The sequence below is a fragment of the Chromobacterium sphagni genome, assembly GCF_001855555.1.
In the GTDB taxonomy this organism is placed as follows: Bacteria; Pseudomonadota; Gammaproteobacteria; order Burkholderiales; family Chromobacteriaceae; genus Chromobacterium; species Chromobacterium sphagni.
This window is the reverse complement of record NZ_MKCT01000041.1, coordinates 1-17,867: the sequence shown is the minus strand read 5'-3', so window position 1 is coordinate 17,867 and position 17,867 is coordinate 1. Positions and strand designations below refer to the sequence as shown.

The following is a 17,867-nucleotide window of genomic DNA, read 5'->3' as shown; positions in this document are numbered from 1 at the left end:
CCGGCAAGCGCGGGCATTTTCGCGCCTGCGGCCAGCCGGTCTTACCTACCGTTCCCAACGATCTGAATCGCACAGGAGATTGATATGCAAATCCGTCCTCTGCACGACCGGATTATCGTCAAGCGGGTCGAAAAGGTCCGCCAGACAGCATCCGGCATCGTCATTCCCGATAGCGCCGCGGAAAAGCCCGAGCAAGGCGAAGTCATCGCGGTCGGTCCCGGCAAACGCTTGCCTGACGGCACCTTGCTGCCGATGCAAGTACAGGTAGGCGACTTGGTGCTGTTCGGCAAATACGGCGGCCAGACCGTCAAGCTTGACGACCAGGAATACCTGGTGCTGCGCGAAGAGGACATCTTCGGCGTGATCGAAGGCGCATCCGAGCCCAGCCGCAAGGCTGCTTGATTTTCCCCATTTATCACAGGAGTTAAACCATGGCTGCGAAAGAAGTCCGCTTCCACGACAACGCCCGTGAACGCATAGTCAACGGCGTCAATGTGCTGGCTAATGCCGTGAAAGTCACCCTGGGCCCGAAAGGCCGCAACGTGCTGCTGGCGCGCAGCTTCGGCGCGCCCCACATCACCAAGGACGGCGTGTCGGTCGCCAAGGAAATCGAACTGAAAGACCCGTTCGAGAACATGGGCGCGCAGATGGTGAAGGAAGTGGCGTCCAAGACCGCCGACGTGGCGGGCGACGGCACCACCACCGCCACCGTGCTGGCGCAGGCCATCGTGCAGGAAGGCATGAAGTACGTCGCCTCCGGCATGAATCCGATGGACCTGAAGCGCGGCATCGACAAGGCCGTCCATGCCGTAATCAAAGAGCTGCAAGCGCTGTCCAAACCGGTGACCAACAGCAAGGAAACCGCCCAGGTGGCCGCGCTGTCCGCCAACTCGGACGAGGACATCGGCAAGATCATTGCCGACGCGATGGACAAGGTGGGCAAGGAAGGCGTAATCACCGTCGAAGACGGCAAGTCTCTGGACAACGAGCTGGCCGTCGTCGAGGGCATGCAGTTCGACCGCGGCTACCTGTCGCCCTACTTCATCACCGATCCGGAAAAGCAGACCGCCGTGCTGGAAGACCCGCTGGTGCTGCTCTACGACAAGAAGATCAGCAATATCCGCGATCTACTGCCAGTGCTGGAGCAAGTGGCCAAGGCCGGCAAACCGCTGATGATCATCGCCGAAGACGTGGAAGGCGAAGCGCTGGCCACCCTGGTGGTGAACAGCATGCGCGGCATCCTGAAGGTGGCCGCCGTTAAGGCCCCGGGCTTCGGTGATCGCCGCAAGGCCATGCTGGAAGACATCGCCATCCTCACCGGCGGCACCGTCATTTCCGAGGAAACCGGCCTCACTCTGGAAAAAGCCGGCCTGGCCGAACTAGGCAGCGCCAAGCGCGTGGAAATCGGCAAGGAAAACACCACCGTCATCGACGGCGCCGGCGACAAGGCCAAGATCGACGCGCGCGTACAGACCATCCGGGCGCAGATCGATGCGGCTACTAGCGACTATGATCGCGAAAAACTCCAGGAACGGGTGGCCAAGCTATCCGGTGGCGTGGCGGTAATCCGCATCGGTGCAGCCACAGAAGTGGAAATGAAAGAGAAGAAAGACCGCGTGGACGACGCGCTGCACGCCACCCGCGCCGCGGTGGAAGAAGGCATCGTCGCCGGCGGCGGTGTGGCCCTGCTGCGCGCCCGCGCCCATATCGGCGAACTGAAGGACGACAACGCCGACCAGGACGCCGGCATTCAGATCGTTCTGCGCGCGCTGGAAGCGCCGCTGCGCGCCATCGCCGCCAATGCCGGCGACGAGCCGTCGGTCATCGTCAACAAGGTTCTGGAAGGCAAGGGCAGCTACGGCTACAACGCCGCCAGCGGCCAGTTCGGCGACTTGGTGGAAATGGGTGTGATCGACCCGACCAAGGTGACGCGCACAGCGCTGCAAAACGCGGCCTCCATCGCCAGCCTGATCCTGACCACCGACGCCACCGTGGCTGAGGCGGCCCAGGACAGCAAGGCCAAAGCCCCGGCGGAGCTGGATTTCTAATCCGCCACCGCCAGTCTGGTCCTCTTTCATCATTGGCCCGCGCTTAAGCGCGGGCTTTTTTTCGTCCAGAAATGAAGGTGTCCGAATTTTTGTGTAACCGGGGCTCTGTTGCATAAGTCCGGAGCAGAGTGAGTTTCCCCTTTCCTCCGGCAGGCCTATGCCACCGCCACCGTGCACGGAAGGCCCAGCATGTTGAAGCGGTTCAAGATGGCCGCATGCAGTCACCTGGCCATCGAAGCGTCAGGCCATCACCCTTTCGCCTAACAGTTTGAAGCCGTGCATCTTGGTCTCCACCAAGCTGCGGCGATGGTAGCCGCTCCAGCGTTTCCAGATCGCCCAGCCAACCGGCCAAGTCGCTTGGTGGCGCGCAGAATCTCGTTTCGAGCCGGCGCGCCCAGTGAGCCTCCTTGCCCGCTCAGGCTATCGACTCATCTGGTGGGATCTCCGCCAACAACGAAGGCAACATTGGCGCATCGACCTGGCGATTGTCCGTCACCTTTAATGGTCCGGATTGGCAGGGTTTCCGCATCGATGCCCAGATGAACCTTGCGCGATTGCCGGCGGTATTCGGCACCATGCTTTTTAGTTTTCCATTCGCCTTTGCCCGGCATTTTGATGCCAGTGCTATCGACCAGCAGATGCAGCGCGCCTAAGCGTTTCTGATAGGGAATCTTGACCTGCAGCGTCAGCTGATGCCGACGCCGTGCACTGTAAGTCCGGGACGGTTCAGCCCAGGCCCGTCAGCTTGAACAGGCTTTGGATGAAACCGATGGTCTGTCGCAACACCAGGCCGAACAGGTTCTTGATGGTCAAACAGAATGGAATGGCCGCATCGCTGTAGGTCTGTGCCCGGCCTCGCTTCGCCTGCGGTCTTGCCTGCCATGCCATGCTCGTGTCCAGCCAGATGGACAAGGGCCACGCTGGGTCAGGGCTTGGTTGTAGGCTTTCCAGTTGGTGGTTCGTTACTGTTTCGAAGCGGGCTTGATCATACGGCTAGCTGACCAAGCCCTTACGAACACGGGGTTGTGCAACAAAGCCCCCGCTTCAGCAAGATGCTGTAAAGCTGGAGCCGGATCAGCCATATCTTGTAGGCAAACAACAGCCAGGCAGGCCTTGCGGCTTGCCTGGCTGTTTGTTTTGCGACAATTCGCCCAATAAGGGTTAAAGCAACGCGAGCATCCCCGACCCAGCCTCCCCTCTTATCTTGGCTGTCCGAACTTCCGCAGCATTATCCTTTGAGGCTGACAGCGTAAAATGACAAGCCGCGCTAGGCAAAGAGTCAATAACGGCACAAGAATAGCCTGTGCGACCTCCACATTGAAATTTTACTGTATAGAAACTCGCGAAGCCGCAATATGCAGATCAATCGTCAAAATCCAATTCCATCAAATTGTCCAGAGGCCCGCCAAACTCGGGATCAGCCTCGTCGGCTTTCAGTCTATCGCCCAACCAGCTCGTGCCGACATATTGAACCAGCAGATACTCTGGCTCATCGTTTCCTGGCTCGTAAGTATCCGGATAGGTCATTTCCTGTCCGGAAGATCCATCTTGATCAGCCTGCGCGCGGGCATCACTTGGCTGGCAGTCCCGGCTTGAATATGTTGAGTAAACTCGCTCATCGCCATTGCTCCCGTTAGTCCTGTGGCACCAAATGGCAAACCATCAGGTAATGGGGAAAATAATTTCACGATATGGCGTTTGTCTGTGCGCCACCGCACACAAAAATTAAAGTATCTGCTGGCAAAAATACACCAACCGCGATTGAAAAACCATTGCCATCGCATCCAGATTCGACTTGAATCTGAATTGTGGAAAAGAAACACTCTCAATAGGCGCAGATAAAACCACATAATAGTTTTGCAATCTCCGCGGCATGCTCTAATACCCAACTTAGGCGCATCATGTTTGTTTTATCTTGGCTACCCGGCGTTCTTGCTTCACATGTCTGCAGCAAGCATGTCGACAAACTTGAGTCCGCAAAGGAGAGTCCGCGATGGCAAACACCACTGGCAGCCCGATCCGGGTGCGCAAGGATGCATGGCGGCTGGCGGCCGATGACCCGACGCTGCTATGGTACGCCCGGGCCGTCGACGCCATGCGGCAGCGCCCCCTCAGCAATACGACCAGCTGGGAATACCAGGCTGCCGTGCATGGCACGAACGCCGATCCGTCATCCTTCAATGCCGATCAGCAAAAAGCATGGGGACAATGCCAGCACGCCACTTGGCTGTTCCTGCCCTGGCATCGCATGTTCCTCGGGATATTCGAACAGATCGTTGCGGCCACCGTCGCCAAGCTGGGCGGCCCGCAAGATTGGGCCTTGCCCTATTGGGATTACAGCGACGCCACCAATCCCAACGCCAGAAAACTTCCCGCCGCCTTCACCGCCGCCGAGTTTGGCGTGCCAGAGAAGAATCCGTTGCGGGTGGAGCGGGATCAGGGCAACGACGGCGCCGCCTTCCTCGACTCCAAGGCGGTGAGTCTGAACAGCCTCAAACACAAGACTTTCACCGGGCGCTCCACACCGGGGGGCGATTCGGGGTTTGGCGGGCCGTCAAGGGGCTTCAACCACTCGGGCGACAACGATCAGGGCCAGCTTGAAATGGTGCCGCACGACGTGATCCACAGCGATATCGGCGGATTGATGGGCGCCCCCGACACCGCCGCGCTCGATCCCATCTTCTGGCTGCACCACGCCAATATCGACCGGCTGTGGGAGGTCTGGCGCCATCAGGGCAACAGCAACCCAACCGATCCATCCTGGCTGACCGGAGTGAAATTCTTTTTCCACAATGCCGCCGGCCAACCGGTTACCTATTCTCCGCAGGATGTCGTCGATACCATCGCCAGCCCCTGGCATTATCAATACGACAGAACCGGAGAGACGCCGGCCGCCGCAGCGGACAAGACTACGCTAGCCACTGGGGGATAAGACCATGTCGATCGCACAACAATCGGAAATGGTGGCTGCCACTGGGAAGTCTTTTCCCTTGTCCGCCTCCAATACCACCGTCAGCCTGTCGATTGAAGCGCCAACCGGCCCGGCGCTGCAGGCGCAAGCCGCAGGCAAAGCGCGGCAGGCTTATCTGCGCCTTGAAAAAATCACCGGCAGCGGGATGCCGGTTGGCTATGAAGTCTATCTGCACTCGCCCAATGAAAGCGACCCACAGCAACATGAGGAGCTGTGCGCCGGGCTTCTGCCTTTGTTCGGGCTGGAAAAAGCGTCAAAACCCGGACGCGGCCATGCCGGCACTGGTTTGCACTATGTCTACAAAGTTACCGACCTGATCGCAAAGCTTGAGCATCAAACCGGATGGAACCCAAAAGACCTGCGCGTGACTTTCGTGCCCAGACGCCAGCAGACTCGCGCGGCGGAAGTGAAAATCGGCAGGGTGAGCCTGTATTACGAATGAGCGGGTGCGGCGATGGCTACGTGGAAAACGGCGGCGAAACAGCGCATAGCAATCGGCGGCGGCCTTGTCGGCGTCCCGCGGCTCGACCGTCATCGGCGCTTTTGGCGGCGTGAGCTGCCCTGGTTCCAACGCCACCCCGAATGGTGGTCGCTGACAATCAGCGCAGCGGCGTGGCTGGTCTGGCTTTCCCCCCGCTCCCCGCCGTGGCCGGGCGCGCTTTGCCGGGTGGCCGCGCCTTTGGCGCCATGGCAGGCGGTGCTGAATCTCGGCGACCCGGCGCGGATATCGGCATGGATTAGCATGACGCTGGCGATGATGATGCCGCTGGCTGCCGCCAGCATTCGGCAAGCTGCGTTTCTCAGCCTGTGGCGCCGCCGCCATCGCGCGATTGGCGGGTTTCTGGCCGGCTATCTGGGCTGCTGGCTTGCCGCGGCGATTGTCCTGCAGGGCCTATCTGGTGCGGCGGCCTCTCAAGCCGCCGCAGGCTCGGTTGCGATCCTGGGCTTTATGACCGCGATGATATGGCAACTCACCCCTTGCAAAGCCCGCGCGCTGGCCGAATGCCACCAGACGCGCGCATTGGCGCCAAGCGGTTGGCAAGCTGACCGGGACTGCCTGCTCTACGGCATGCAGCACGCCGCCGCCTGCATCCGCAGCTGCTGGGCGCTGATGCTGCTTGCCTCCCTCACCGGCCACGGCGCCGCGATCATGCTCGGCGCAACCGGAATCGCCTGGGCGGAGCGCTACCGCCGGCTGGCCGCCCGGCCCTCCGTTCTTGCACTGCTTGGCTTGCTGGCTTTACAACGCTCGACGGCAGGATGACGTCGACGGGCGCCAGCCAGGCCGAATGCGGCACGCACGACCACCCCGGTGAAGAACAGAAGGCTCGCGTGAAAGAATCTCTAGCCAAAAGCTAGGGGTTTTTAATATATAGACGCTCATGCCTGCCTTGCATTCAACCTGAGGCCCCCAGCAAGGGATCCACCAGGATTCCTGCATTCCGCCTATTCAAAAACTCCAGACACAATTCAAATCGCGCGGCATTGGCTTGCGCCTTGATCTAAAAACTGGAAAAACAATATGAACGGGACAAGGGTCAATTGCAACATCAGACAAAACCTGCGCATCTCATTGTATCCCGCGGGTTGATTTACAAATAGCCGCCATGCAAATTCTTTTAAACCGAAGCTGAAATATGGCGCAACGATAACAAACCACGCCCCCAAACCGCCATCCGGACCAACCAAGCCGTTACTGCCTGATTTCATCAAAAGTAGGTAATAATCCGGATTGCAACCCACCCACAATACATCTAATCAAAATAAGGATGGACAAACAAATAAACAATTGAACATCCATCCTAGAAACCACAAAAAACTGATGCCACCACTATGACTGGCTGGTTGCCATTTCAGTTATCTGGTCGCTCATCGGGAGAGAGTCGCCAACAACGCATAAAAGTTTGGTCTGTCTCTCCATTGCCATTTATCGCCGATCCTGAAAATGCCCTGCAAAACACTTTTTTGAGCATTGCATTGGTTGGCTACAAGCGGGAGCGCTGCAAGACCTGTTCAGACAAAACCATATACCCGTCCAGGAGGAAATATGTCCGAATTCAATCGTCGTCAGCTGCTACTGGGAGGCGCTATTGTATTCGGCAGCCTTGCGCTGCCCGTATCGGCCAAACCACTGCTTATCCCCCGACGCCAGCTGCATACCCGCTACAGCGTTGCCAGCGCCGAAGGCCAAGCCATGCTGGCGATTTATGCCAGCGCGGTGAAGAAGATGATGGATCCGGCGCAGTACCCAGAGGGCAACCCGCTGAACTGGATATTCCAGTGGTACACCCACTTCGTTCGCGCCGACAAGACAAAGCAACAGGAACTGGCCCGGGTCTACCCGGTGAACGACCCTAACAAGGTCCTGGCCACCAAGGTGTGGGACACCTGCCAGGCGCACAGCAGCGGCCAACGCGAAGACTTTTTCCTGCCGTGGCATCGGATGTTCATCGGCTACTTCGAGGAGATCATCCGGCAAGTGTCGGGCAAGCCCAATTTCACGCTGCCCTACTGGGATTACACCGATCCCGTGCAACAGATACTGCCGGTAGACTTCAGAAAGCAGGGCGATCCGGTATGGAACTCGCTGTACCGCGCCAGCCGTTGGCCCCAGACCAACGCCGGACAGAACATCACCCAGGGACCGGGCGGCGCCGACCTGAACCTGAACGCCATGAAGTCGAACCTGTACTCCGGAACCTCGGGCGGAGACGCCGGCTTCTGCGCCAACCTGGACATGAACCCGCACGGCGCGCTGCACGTGGATGTCGGCAATAATGTCGGCATGGCCTCGGTTCCCTGGGCGGCGAATGATCCGATATTCTGGCTGCACCACTGCAACATCGACCGCATCTGGGCCAGCTGGAATTTCGCCGGCGGCAAAAACCCAGCCGACCCGGCCTTCCTCAACACTCAATTCGTCTTCGCCGGCCCCACCGGCGGCGCAGTCGTTGGCACGGTGAAAGACTTCCTGGCGGTACCCAAAACCGCATACGATCACTACGCGCAGCGTCCGGCGGGTAGCCTGCCGTTCCCCAAGCGGATGCCGGTTCTGCTGTCGCCCCAGTTCGCCTTGCAGATGGAAAACGTCGCGACGGAGAAATCCGCTCCCGTCCGGCTGGGCAACGCGCCCGTCACGGTAGACCTGGCCAATCCCGCGCCCGCCGCCGAAGCGACGCAACGCAACCAGCTGTTTTCCGCCAAGCTGCGCAGCCTGAAGAAGCAGGCCAACCTGTTTCTGCGCCTGGAAGGACTTTCGGCCCATGGCGTGGTCAATGGCGTATACAACGTCTATGTGCATGCCAACGATGCGCCAAGCCAGGACACGCGCGGCCCCGCCTTTGTCGGACAGATCAACTTCTTCAGCGCGGCCGGCACGCACCAGCATGATGACGCGACAGGCGGCGAAGGCAACAATCCCGACAAGAAGGCTTTCAGCTTCCTGCTCAGCGCGGAAACCCGCGCCTTGCTGGCGCAAAGCAATACCGATGTTCCCAGGGTGACCCTGGTGCCGACCGGCACCGGCAATGCCGACGCCTTGCCGTCGATCGACAAGATCGCGCTGGTGGCGTCCTGAAACGGCCAGGGAGCCTTGCCGGGACTCCTCTGACTGCTGGATCCTTTTTACTCGCGCCCGCCAGCATGGCGCGGTGCCCAGGGAGGGGCCGATGAGGATGAGTCCAGCGCTGCGCATCGCCCCCCTTCTTCCCGCCATGATGTTTCTATTGGGATGCGCATCCACGCTACATCTTCTTGGAAAGTACCAAATAGTAGGAGGCGTTATCGACATCGGCCCGCCGGTTGTCAGGATTGCGCTCCCCTGGCGTGGCGGTGCCTGCAAGGCCAGCTCCGGCAGCAGACGCATGACCCTGCATCTGCGCGGCATCCGGGCCGGCGCCGATCCGCAAAGCGCCTACCGGGTCTACCTGCAGGACTCGGCCAGGAAAGCCGGCGAACCGCCTGGCCAAATCATGGTTGGCGAGTTCAATTTCTACGGCATCGGACCCGGCATGCAACGCGACGTCAGTTTTGAATTGACTCCAGGCCACCCGGCCCCCGCCATATCCCTCGATGGCGAATGCGTCGCCAACATCACCCTAGTCCCGGCGCATGCCATCGCCCCCAACAGCGCGCCCTCGATAGACAGTATCGAGCTCTGGGGAGATTGACCCGATTGCGCCGCCCTGCCGGTGTGCGGGTAAACGGGAACGATACAAGCATCCGCTCGCTAACGCACCGACACCCATAGTCAAAATCGGCAAAGTAGGCATACCGACTACCTGCAACTTCGCGGAGAGCCGGATACCTCAGAGGTTTACCATGAACAAGCCCAACCAATCGAACGCCGCCCCGGCGCTCCCAAGCAAGCCACGCCGGACCAAAAGCCGGCGGTAGAAACGCCGAAAACCGGCTGCGAAACCCCTACGCCGAATCAAGGGCAGCCGCACAAGCCGGGTACCCCGGCTTACGATCCGGCCAAGGATCCCGCCAAGACGCCGGCAGCGCATGAAACATCGGCCCATGAAAGCAGCACCGGCTACAAGCCGCCAAGGTATTGAGCCTGCGCCAAACTGCGCTTGGCCGGGCGAGCGCCAAAAGCAGACATAGCGTTGCATGACCGGCGCCAACAGCGCCTGACGCAGTGACCGCGAGATCGACAGAGCGGCCGTCCCGTGACTGCATGGGCGGTCGCTTTATCCATCTCCGCCGCCCTCCGCCATCGCGACCGCGCTTCGTAACACGCCGCCTTTGCCCACCGGTAGACGTCGATGAAACGCTATTGCAGACATTGCCTTCCCATCGTCGGCATCCTGCTGGCCTTGATGCCAGGAAACCCAGGCGCCGTCGCGACCCCGCTCTCACAGGCGGCGCTCGACGCGCGGCAGGAAAGCCAAATCGCCGCGACTTACGCCGCCAGCCCCTATCTGCGCTTCTGCAAGCTCAAGGTGTCGGTATCGCGGGGCGCCGCTAGAATCTCCGGCAGCGCGGAAGACGATATCAACCGCGATCTGGCACTGGATATCGCGCGCGGCGTAAACGGGATCAATATCGTGGAAAACAGCATCGTGATCCGGAACAGACCCGATGCGAAACATTCACCCCATGCCGGAGCGGCAATAGACGATGCCACCATCACCCTCACGATCAGGTCCAAGCTGTATTGGAGCCGGACAACCGATGGCCTGCCCATTGCCGTGGAAACGAATCAAGGCCGGGTGATCCTCAGAGGCAGCGTCGACACGGCGGCCACCAGAAGTCATGCCGGGGGTCTGGCGATCAGCACCCGCGGCGTGGTGTCGGTGGACAATCGCTTGCTCGCCAACGGAAGGGCGGCGGTTGTTGGCGCATACAAAACCGAACCGCAAGGCGGCATCAACGCCATGTTGTCCGACCGCTGGATCAGCTCGCGGGTCAAAGCCGCCTTCCTGTACTCCGTCGACATTTTCGACGACAACATCGAAGTCAGCACTCAGGACGGCGCCGTCGCCTTGAGCGGAAAAGTGCGCACGCCGGCGGAGCGGGCGCTCGCCATTGGGCTGGCCAAGGATATCCGCGGCGTCAGGAGCGTTGATTCTGAAAAATTGACATTTTAAGACCGGGCTCACGAAGCGCTGCAACGCTATGGAGCCTGTCTGCCAGATCGTCCGGCAGACCGGGCGCGGCATTCAAGCCTGCAGAGCCGCCTGCCCTTACCGCCGCGGCCTGGACATCCCGGCCCAGAGGGACAGCGCGCCAGCATCCGTCAGGCGCTTTTCCATCCGGACGAGACATCCAGAATGGAATGCGCCCTGGCAACGTCTTCCATGCCGCCATGAACCACCAGCACATATTTATCCGCCTTCAGAGCGGTTTCATATTTGATTGCCTGTTCGGCGCTCACCCCGACCTTGGTCAAAGCCGCCCCCAGCGCAGACAATCCACCCACGACAACCGCGCCCTCCAGCGCGCCGACCAGCGCCGAAACCACCGGGCCAGCCATCGCGACCAAGCCCAGCCCCGGCAGAAAAAATACCGCGGGCGCAATCAGCAAGCCCCACAAGCCACCCCAGAATGCGCCAACGCTGCCCCAGGCTTTCATTTTGTCGCCCAAGGTATAAAACCCGACAGGATGCTCCTCGCTATGGTAACCCTTGCCGATTACCGACAGCTTTTTCACGTCAAAGCCGGCCTTGCTCAGAAAACGGATGGCATCCTCCGCTTCGACATGAGTGTTATAAACATAAACTGCCAGATTGGCATGTTCCATGGCTTTTCCTTTGGAAGTGGGCTGTTTTGAAGCTCGTTTGGAGAACGGGTTTCAAATAAGGACTTTGATCTTATTGATCACCTGGTGCACGCCAGGCATGCTCCATGCGGCATGGTTTGCCAGTTCGCGCTCGGACCAGCTATGCACGGACCCGCTCAAGATCACATCCGCATCGTGGATGGAGACTGAAATGCTGTCCATATCGCTTATCGCGCGGCGCCGCAAGGCATTTTCCACTCCCGCCTTCACCGCATCCATCAAGAGCTTGGGCTTGATTGCGATATTGTCGCTAACCCCGGTAACGCCCAGCAAATGGCGCACAATCCGCGTAGCCGCCTGCCGCTGATATTCCCACTCCACCTCGCCCGACAAAGTAACCCAGCCATTTTCCACCATGACCTGCACGCCGTCTTTAGGCATCTGGGTCATTTGCTGCAATACATTGGCCACCGAGCGGGAAATATCGGAATCCTCGCGCCTGTCGGCATTAGGCAGCTCGACATCCATTTCAATCGCCAGCGCCTTGACTCCCGCCACGCGCAAAGCCGCCCGTTCCGCGCTCCATTTTTCGACATAGCTGCTGACATGTCCCGACAGCATCACCACGCCATCGCTAACTGAAACTCCGACATGCGTGGCATTGATCGAAGGGTCCCAGCTAAGCTCGGCAATCACATCCTGTTGCAATTGAATATCTGTTTTCATGGCGTACTCCTCCCAGAATGGCCGTAGGAAGCCATATCGTGGTGTCAGGCCAGAAAATGGTCTGTGCGCTATCGAACGAAGCTCAGCACGCTGGAAACCATTCGCCCCCAAATGTGTCATAGCGATAGTCATGAGTTGTGCTAATTTACATATATCAGCTGATATTTACCGTTCAGCATAACGCCCTGCCGGATGTTATTGCCGTCGCATCCAGGCCCATCAATCAATACAGATAATTCAATTGAAATAAATCAATGTGCGTTAGCGTACATACCGCGATGATTCCCTGTCCTAAAGTATAGTTTCAGCAACTATCAGGCATCTGGAACGAAAACATGACCACACTGATCGAATCGCATCGCAACAGTATTTTGGCTGCGCTTCCCTCCGCTGAATGGAATCGCATCGCTCCCCATCTGGATCTGGTTGAAATGCCTGCGGGCGAGGCCTTATACGAAGCGGCCCCAGAGTCCAGCTGTATCTATTTTCCCTGCACCGCAATCGTTTCCCTGCTTCACATCATCAAAAATGGCAACACCGCGGAGATAGCCGTAGTCGGCAATGAGGGCATTGTCGGGATTTCATTCTCGATGGGCGGCGAAACCATTCCCGGCAGAGCGGTCGTGCAACGCGCAGGCTATGGCTTCAAGCTGACCTCCTCGGCGCTGAAAGCTGAGCTCAATCATTCCGGCCAGTTCATGCTTCTGCTCTTGCGTTATACGCGGGCGCTGATTACGCAGATGGCGCAAACCACGACATGCAATATCGACCACTCGCTTGAACAGCGGCTATGCCGCTGGATACTGACAAGCCTGGATCGCCAGCAGGGAAATGAGCTGGAACTGAGCGAGGATCTGATCAGCGACATCCTGGGCGCAAACCGGCAGGAAGTCATCAATGCCGTCATGAGCCTGCAACGCAATGGCTTGATCCGCTACCTTGGCGGCCATCTCACCATACTGAAAAGAAACAGCCTGGGGGAACGCGCATGTGGATGCTACTCCGCAATAAAGACCGAGTATGAGCAGCTTCTGCCATCAAGCACAGCCAAGTGAGCCTGGCCTGAAAAAAAAGCGGCCAGCGACAAAACCAGGCTGGGCCAATCCTTCGCTATTTTCTACTGAAACAGTCCGCAATATGTGTTTTGTCGCACAGATCACAGCGCGCGTAGCCGCGATACTCTTTAGGCAACACAAGCAATCCATTCAAGGCCATGCCTCGGCGCAGCCTTGCAATGGCAGCGGCATTGCCTTATTAAAAGGAGTTGATCATGCGTATTTCATTCAACCGATGCACAACGAGCATTGCCTGGCTGATTGGCTATATCGCGCTGAGCGCAATTGCCGGCAATGGCTATGCCAATGGAAAGGAAGGCCCGGCGCGCAGTTCGCTGGCGGCCAGTTATGATTCCGCGCCGATCACGATTTCCAGCGATGCCGACGCCAGCTCGACAGAGGCCGCCAACTACGTAAGCGATGCGTTCATTACCAGCAAAGTCAAGGCCGCCATATTTCATGACCCGGAATTAACATCGTCCGAGATTCAGGTGGAAACCAATGACGGCAAAGTCATATTGAATGGCCGGGTCGGCACCCAGGCGGAAATAGATCGCGCCAGCGATCTGGCTCTGGCAGTCAAGGAAGTCCGGGTTGTCATCAACTACATGCAAATCAAGGATATCCAGCAAGTCCAGCAGGATGGCCCGTAAAATCCACGTCCCCGGCTCTACCCGCAAGGGCGTGGTCGGGGAAAAGACAAGACATCAATCATTTGGCATACATATACCTTCTCGACCAATCCAGACTATCGGCATCCCGCCCGGCCTTGTGGCAAAGCACCTGATAAATGCTCACTACGTCATGCCGGAACGCATAGGCGCAACCAGAGAGGTAAACCCGCCAGATCCGGAATTTCTCTTCCCCCACCTCCAGGCGGATCGCCTCGCTGTTTGTCTCGAAATTCCGCGACCAGGCCGCCAACGTTTTTGCGTAGTGCCGGCGCAGACTCTCCACATCCAGCACTTCGAGCCCGCCCTGCTGCATGGTGCGCAAAACCTCCCCCACATGCGGCAGCTCTCCGCCGGGAAACACATACTTCTCCATGAACCTGCCCGCGCCAAACGGCGCCTCCCGGCTATCGGCGTTGACCATGGTAATGCCGTGATTCAACGCCATGCCATCATCGTAAAGCATGTCGTTGATGCGCCTGAAATAGGCCGGCAGGCCTTTGATGCCCACATGTTCACACATGCCAACACTGGCAATGCGGTCGAATTGCTCGTTCACATCCCGATAATCCTGCAGCCTGATCTCGATCCGGTCCTGCAGGCCCGCCGCGCGCACTTTCCGCGTGGCCGCCTCATATTGATTCCGGGAAAGGGTAATCCCTAGACAGCGTACGCCAAACCGTTGCGCCGCGCGCATCACCAAGCCCCCCCAACCACAGCCTATATCCAGCAATGACTGCCCGGGAGCCAGCTTGAGCTTGGTCAGGATATGATCGATCTTCTTGAGCTGCGCCTCCTCCAGACTCTCCAGCCCGGTCTCGAAATAAGCGCAGGAATACACCATCTCCGGGTCCAGCCATAAGGCGTAGAAGGCGTCCGACACATCATAGTGATACTGGATGGCCTGCCTGTCCGCCTTGCGGGAGTGCCGGAAATAACCGGCAATCGCCTTGAAGCGCTTGTTCTCTCCGCCGCCAGACAGCGCATAAGCCAAGTCGATGACATCGTCCAGCGCGCCTTCGACATCGAAAACGCCGCGGACATAGGCCTCGCCCAGGCCGTCCAGGCTGGGAGAAAGCAAATATCGCAGCGCCGACGCCTCACGCACATACATCGTGACCAACGGCGTCTCGAAAGCGCCGAAGTCAACCTGCCGCCCATCCCACACCAGTCTTGCCGCGAAGGGATTGCGCTGCCGGATATGGTTTGCCCATTGTTCGATATCGCTGTGCCAAGCCATGGTTTGGTCTCCTCTCCGAAGAAAGCCAGACTGCAAGGAAACAGACAGCTACCGCGCGTCGGTATCGGCCATGAACCCATCGTCCCGCTTGCTCGGTGGAAAACAGGAGGCATGATGTTTGGCAAAATAATCCGGCGGGGGCATATCGGTATGTGCGCCTGCGCACAGAAGCGCTAAAGATCCAAATAACCGCCCGGACTCAATGCCAATCCGTGCAGGTCAGCGCTGTCCCTGCCTGGCATACCACCTCATCAATGGCCGGACCGATATGCCATGCGCCACAATGGATGCCGCCACAGTCAGCAGCGTAAGCGTGAGCAATTGCCGCGCCAGTTGCCCGGCCACGCCGTGGCCAATCGCGAACATCAGATAAAACACGGAACCGATGCCGCGAATGCCAAACCAGGAAATCATCGCCCGCTGGCACTTATCCATAGGCTCGCCCAAACAACCCAGCCACACCGAAAGCGGACGCAACAGGATAAACAGCACTGGAACCAGGCACCACAAGCTTGCCCATGGCGCGGCATACGGCAGCATGGCGCCGACCAGCAAAACAATCGCCAGCTCGGCCAGCTTTTCCAATTGCTCGTTGAATCCCAGCACGGCATGCGACATTGCCTCGCTCGCATGATGGGAGTGCGTGGACAATTCGCCATAAGTGTGCCCGATCGAAGGCTCCAACCCGAGCGACGTGGTTCCCTCGCGCGGCCGCTCCTGCACGCGCCGCAATGCCAGGCCGGCGGCCAGCACCGCCAGAAAACCCGATGCCAGGCATAGCTGCGCGGTCCTGTAGGCGATTGCCACCAGGCCTAGCGACAGAAACTCGTCCAAACCCACCGCCTGCTGATGGCGGGTGCGCAAATGGACGACGAATCCGCCGATCAGGCTGCCCAAGACCGCGCCTATCAATAGCCCTCCCCCCATCGACCACAGCACATCCACCAGCCACCAGCGCCATTGCCCGGCCCCCAACTCGCGCCAGCCCAGCAGGCCCAGGCCCAGCATCACAAAAGGCGAGGCCGTGCCGTCATTCAAGCCGCCCTCGCCGGAGAGGCTGAAATACAGCCGGTCGGGCAACGGGCCGTTTTCAGTCTGCACCCCGGCGGCCAGCACCGGATCGGTAGGCGCCAGGATTCCACCCAGCAATACCGCCGCGCCCAAAGACAAGTCCAATAGCCAATGTCCGACGGCGGCGATGAACCCAACCGTGAGCGTCATGGAGATGAGCGACAGCCGCAAGGGTAAAACCCAGCGGCGATCCCGCAAGGACACGCACCCCATCTTCAGCCCGACGCTGAACAACGAAACCAGCAACGCCACTTCGGCCACCCACTCCAACGCATCGGCATGCCGAAAGGGATCCGGTGCGACCACCCCCAGCACTCCCGGGCCAAGCGCATAACCCACCCCGAGATAGACCATGGCGCTGCTGAGCAATAGCCGCGGCAGCAAGGTCCCGGCCAGCACCATCGTGATCAGCAATACGCCCAGTAACAAGGATTCGTAAGGAAGCGACATGGCGCTTGGTCATGCGATGGGAGTCGCACGCTCCTGGTTTGATGAACCGGGACTGCGGCCGGCGGCAGCAACTTGCCCAGGCCATGACTGGCAGGGCCCAAGCTCGCGCGACGCTTGAACCCGCTTGAAAGAACGCTTGCTCTATGGCGGACAGGAAATCCGCCGACGGCGCCTGCAATGCGGGCTAGCGCCCAGTTGGAGACGAGCTGCCCGTCAACATGGCTTCACTTCTTGATCTCATGCCCGATGACGCCGCCCACCGCGGCCCCGCCCAGCGTGCCCAGAGCGCTGCCTCCGGTGAGCACCGAGCCGGCTACGCCGCCCACGCCGGCGCCGATGGCGGTATTCTGCCCGCGCTGCGACATCCCGGCACAGCCGCACAGGCCGCACAGCATGGCAGCCATGGCGGCGCTTGCCGCATATTCCCGAAACGTTTTCATCAGATAGCCTCCTTCAGGCAAGCGCGGGCCTGACGGCATCCATTGCCGCGCCACGCGACTTCATCACGCCCGTCAAACCGCCCGCTTTCAACAACCGCGGCAGGAGGACGGACAAGCATGGCCACTATGACGACCGGGCGCGGCGAAGTCTGCTCGCTAGCGAGCATAGGCGAAGGATAAAGCGGCGGAGACCACCCGTTATGTTCGATAGCGAACCGTCCCACACGGAGTACCCGGATAAGCTATACCATGAAATTCACCCAGCCATTTGTCGTCACGGGAGGCTCCAGGCTTTCATGCCATGGCATGTAAGATGGGTTTCCCATCCACTTGAAAGGTATACCGCGATGATCCATTCCCTACGCAGCTGGCAAAAAGCATGGTTACTGGCAGCCACCCTCCTCGCACTGGGGTTCGCCAGTAATCCGGCACGGGCCGAGTCCGCGCAAGACCTGGACGAAGGAGCCGCGCAATCCCTGCAAATGCTGTACCAGAAGAGCCCACTGGCTGAAAATCTCTCGAAAAAGGCAACCGCCATTCTGGTGTTTCCCAAAATCATCAAGGCCGGGCTGATCTTCGGCGGCGCTTATGGCGAGGGCGTGCTACTGGAAAGCGGGCGCCCGAATGGCTATTACAACTCGGTCACCGGGTCCTGGGGATGGCAGGCGGGAGCGGAGTCTTTCGGCTATGCGGTCTTCCTGATGAATCACAAGGCTTTGCGCTATCTGAAGCAGTCGAAAGGCTGGGAAATCGGCACCGGCCCCAGCATTGTCGTGGTGGATGCCGGGGAGGCGAAAAACCTGACGACCACGACTTTGCGCGGCGATGCCTATGCCTTCATCTTCGACCAACAGGGCCTGATGGCCAGCCTCAGCATCGAAGGCACCAAGATTTCACGCATCAAGCGTTAAGCGGAACAAAAGGACAGGCCTTGCCGCCTGTCCGCTTTTGCATGCCTTGTTCCCGCAG

The 17,867-nt window shown here is 59.3% G+C and carries 19 protein-coding genes and 1 pseudogene; 11 read left to right on the top strand and 9 right to left on the bottom strand.

Annotation, left to right across the window (positions count from 1 at the left end; genetic code table 11):
- Positions 1–84: 84 nt before the first annotated feature.
- Positions 85–402, top strand: a complete 318-nt coding sequence (locus tag BI344_RS15645) for a co-chaperone GroES (protein WP_071113805.1) — start codon at positions 85–87, stop codon at positions 400–402.
- Between the two features lie 29 nt (positions 403–431).
- Entirely contained in the window at positions 432–2,048 is a 1,617-nt protein-coding gene (groL, locus tag BI344_RS15640) for a chaperonin GroEL (protein WP_071113804.1), read from the top strand.
- A gap of 155 nt (positions 2,049–2,203) precedes the next feature.
- Here the strand turns inward: groL and BI344_RS25870 are convergent.
- The 3 genes and pseudogenes from BI344_RS25870 to BI344_RS24060 all read right to left on the bottom strand — a co-directional run bounded on the left by BI344_RS25870 (position 2,204) and on the right by BI344_RS24060 (position 3,898).
- Positions 2,204–2,977 (bottom strand): annotated as a pseudogene (locus tag BI344_RS25870) (IS5 family transposase).
- A 433-nt stretch (positions 2,978–3,410) separates the two neighbouring features.
- Positions 3,411–3,575: a hypothetical protein gene (locus BI344_RS24415; RefSeq protein ID WP_158021076.1), complete on the bottom strand. Its 165-nt coding sequence runs from the start codon at positions 3,573–3,575 to the stop codon at positions 3,411–3,413.
- Positions 3,572–3,898 (bottom strand): hypothetical protein, encoded by a 327-nt coding sequence (locus BI344_RS24060; RefSeq protein WP_139167045.1) that lies wholly within the window; start codon positions 3,896–3,898, stop codon positions 3,572–3,574. Before BI344_RS24060 ends, BI344_RS24415 begins: the two co-directional genes overlap by 4 nt.
- Before the next feature lie 143 nt (positions 3,899–4,041).
- Between BI344_RS24060 and BI344_RS15630 the strand changes: the two genes are divergently transcribed.
- Genes BI344_RS15630 through BI344_RS23140 form a run of 3 tightly spaced genes read left to right on the top strand, consistent with a single transcriptional unit; the run spans position 4,042 to position 6,283 of the window.
- On the top strand, positions 4,042–4,980 hold the full coding sequence (locus tag BI344_RS15630) for a tyrosinase family protein (protein ID WP_071113803.1): 939 nt from the start codon (positions 4,042–4,044) through the stop codon (positions 4,978–4,980).
- Positions 4,981–4,984: 4 nt separating this feature from the next.
- Entirely contained in the window at positions 4,985–5,461 is a 477-nt protein-coding gene (locus tag BI344_RS15625) for a DUF7868 domain-containing protein (protein WP_071116473.1), read from the top strand.
- Between the two features lie 12 nt (positions 5,462–5,473).
- Positions 5,474–6,283 carry a copper chaperone gene (locus BI344_RS23140; protein WP_083370248.1) on the top strand — a complete coding sequence of 270 codons (810 nt, stop codon included), beginning with the start codon at positions 5,474–5,476 and terminating at the stop codon, positions 6,281–6,283.
- Positions 6,284–6,489: 206 nt separating this feature from the next.
- On the opposite strand, the gene BI344_RS24930 is transcribed toward BI344_RS23140, so the two are convergent.
- The gene (locus BI344_RS24930) at positions 6,490–6,729 is read right to left on the bottom strand and encodes a hypothetical protein (protein ID WP_206600410.1); all 240 of its coding nucleotides are present in this window, start codon (positions 6,727–6,729) and stop codon (positions 6,490–6,492) included.
- A gap of 337 nt (positions 6,730–7,066) precedes the next feature.
- On the opposite strand from BI344_RS24930, the gene BI344_RS15610 reads away from it, so the two are divergent.
- From BI344_RS15610 to BI344_RS15600, 3 genes are all read left to right on the top strand, one after another.
- A complete protein-coding gene (locus BI344_RS15610) occupies positions 7,067–8,596 on the top strand; it encodes a tyrosinase family protein (RefSeq protein ID WP_071113799.1) in 1,530 nt (509 codons plus the stop codon).
- A 286-nt stretch (positions 8,597–8,882) separates the two neighbouring features.
- Positions 8,883–9,188 (top strand): hypothetical protein, encoded by a 306-nt coding sequence (locus tag BI344_RS15605; RefSeq protein ID WP_071113798.1) that lies wholly within the window; start codon positions 8,883–8,885, stop codon positions 9,186–9,188.
- Between the two features lie 600 nt (positions 9,189–9,788).
- Positions 9,789–10,613 carry a BON domain-containing protein gene (locus BI344_RS15600; protein WP_071113797.1) on the top strand — a complete coding sequence of 275 codons (825 nt, stop codon included), beginning with the start codon at positions 9,789–9,791 and terminating at the stop codon, positions 10,611–10,613.
- Positions 10,614–10,762: 149 nt separating this feature from the next.
- Here the strand turns inward: BI344_RS15600 and BI344_RS15595 are convergent, their stop codons facing one another.
- Both BI344_RS15595 and BI344_RS15590 read right to left on the bottom strand, forming a co-directional pair.
- Positions 10,763–11,266 (bottom strand): DUF1269 domain-containing protein, encoded by a 504-nt coding sequence (locus BI344_RS15595; RefSeq protein ID WP_071113796.1) that lies wholly within the window; start codon positions 11,264–11,266, stop codon positions 10,763–10,765.
- Between the two features lie 51 nt (positions 11,267–11,317).
- Positions 11,318–11,971 (bottom strand): BON domain-containing protein, encoded by a 654-nt coding sequence (locus BI344_RS15590; protein WP_071113795.1) that lies wholly within the window; start codon positions 11,969–11,971, stop codon positions 11,318–11,320.
- Between the two features lie 335 nt (positions 11,972–12,306).
- On the opposite strand from BI344_RS15590, the gene BI344_RS15585 reads away from it, so the two are divergent.
- Both BI344_RS15585 and BI344_RS15580 read left to right on the top strand, forming a co-directional pair.
- Positions 12,307–13,026: a Crp/Fnr family transcriptional regulator gene (locus BI344_RS15585; RefSeq protein WP_071113794.1), complete on the top strand. Its 720-nt coding sequence runs from the start codon at positions 12,307–12,309 to the stop codon at positions 13,024–13,026.
- Between the two features lie 215 nt (positions 13,027–13,241).
- Positions 13,242–13,679, top strand: a complete 438-nt coding sequence (locus BI344_RS15580) for a BON domain-containing protein (RefSeq protein WP_083338989.1) — start codon at positions 13,242–13,244, stop codon at positions 13,677–13,679.
- A gap of 58 nt (positions 13,680–13,737) precedes the next feature.
- Here the strand turns inward: BI344_RS15580 and BI344_RS15575 are convergent, their stop codons facing one another.
- The 3 genes from BI344_RS15575 to BI344_RS15565 all read right to left on the bottom strand — a co-directional run bounded on the left by BI344_RS15575 (position 13,738) and on the right by BI344_RS15565 (position 16,898).
- Positions 13,738–14,937 (bottom strand): SAM-dependent methyltransferase, encoded by a 1,200-nt coding sequence (locus tag BI344_RS15575; protein WP_071113793.1) that lies wholly within the window; start codon positions 14,935–14,937, stop codon positions 13,738–13,740.
- A gap of 219 nt (positions 14,938–15,156) precedes the next feature.
- Positions 15,157–16,458: a cation:proton antiporter gene (locus BI344_RS15570; RefSeq protein WP_071113792.1), complete on the bottom strand. Its 1,302-nt coding sequence runs from the start codon at positions 16,456–16,458 to the stop codon at positions 15,157–15,159.
- Positions 16,459–16,682: 224 nt separating this feature from the next.
- Positions 16,683–16,898: a glycine zipper 2TM domain-containing protein gene (locus tag BI344_RS15565; RefSeq protein ID WP_071113791.1), complete on the bottom strand. Its 216-nt coding sequence runs from the start codon at positions 16,896–16,898 to the stop codon at positions 16,683–16,685.
- Positions 16,899–17,245: 347 nt separating this feature from the next.
- Here BI344_RS15565 and BI344_RS15560 point away from each other — a divergent pair, with 347 nt between their 5' ends.
- Positions 17,246–17,809: a lipid-binding SYLF domain-containing protein gene (locus tag BI344_RS15560; protein WP_071113790.1), complete on the top strand. Its 564-nt coding sequence runs from the start codon at positions 17,246–17,248 to the stop codon at positions 17,807–17,809.
- Positions 17,810–17,867: the final 58 nt, after the last annotated feature.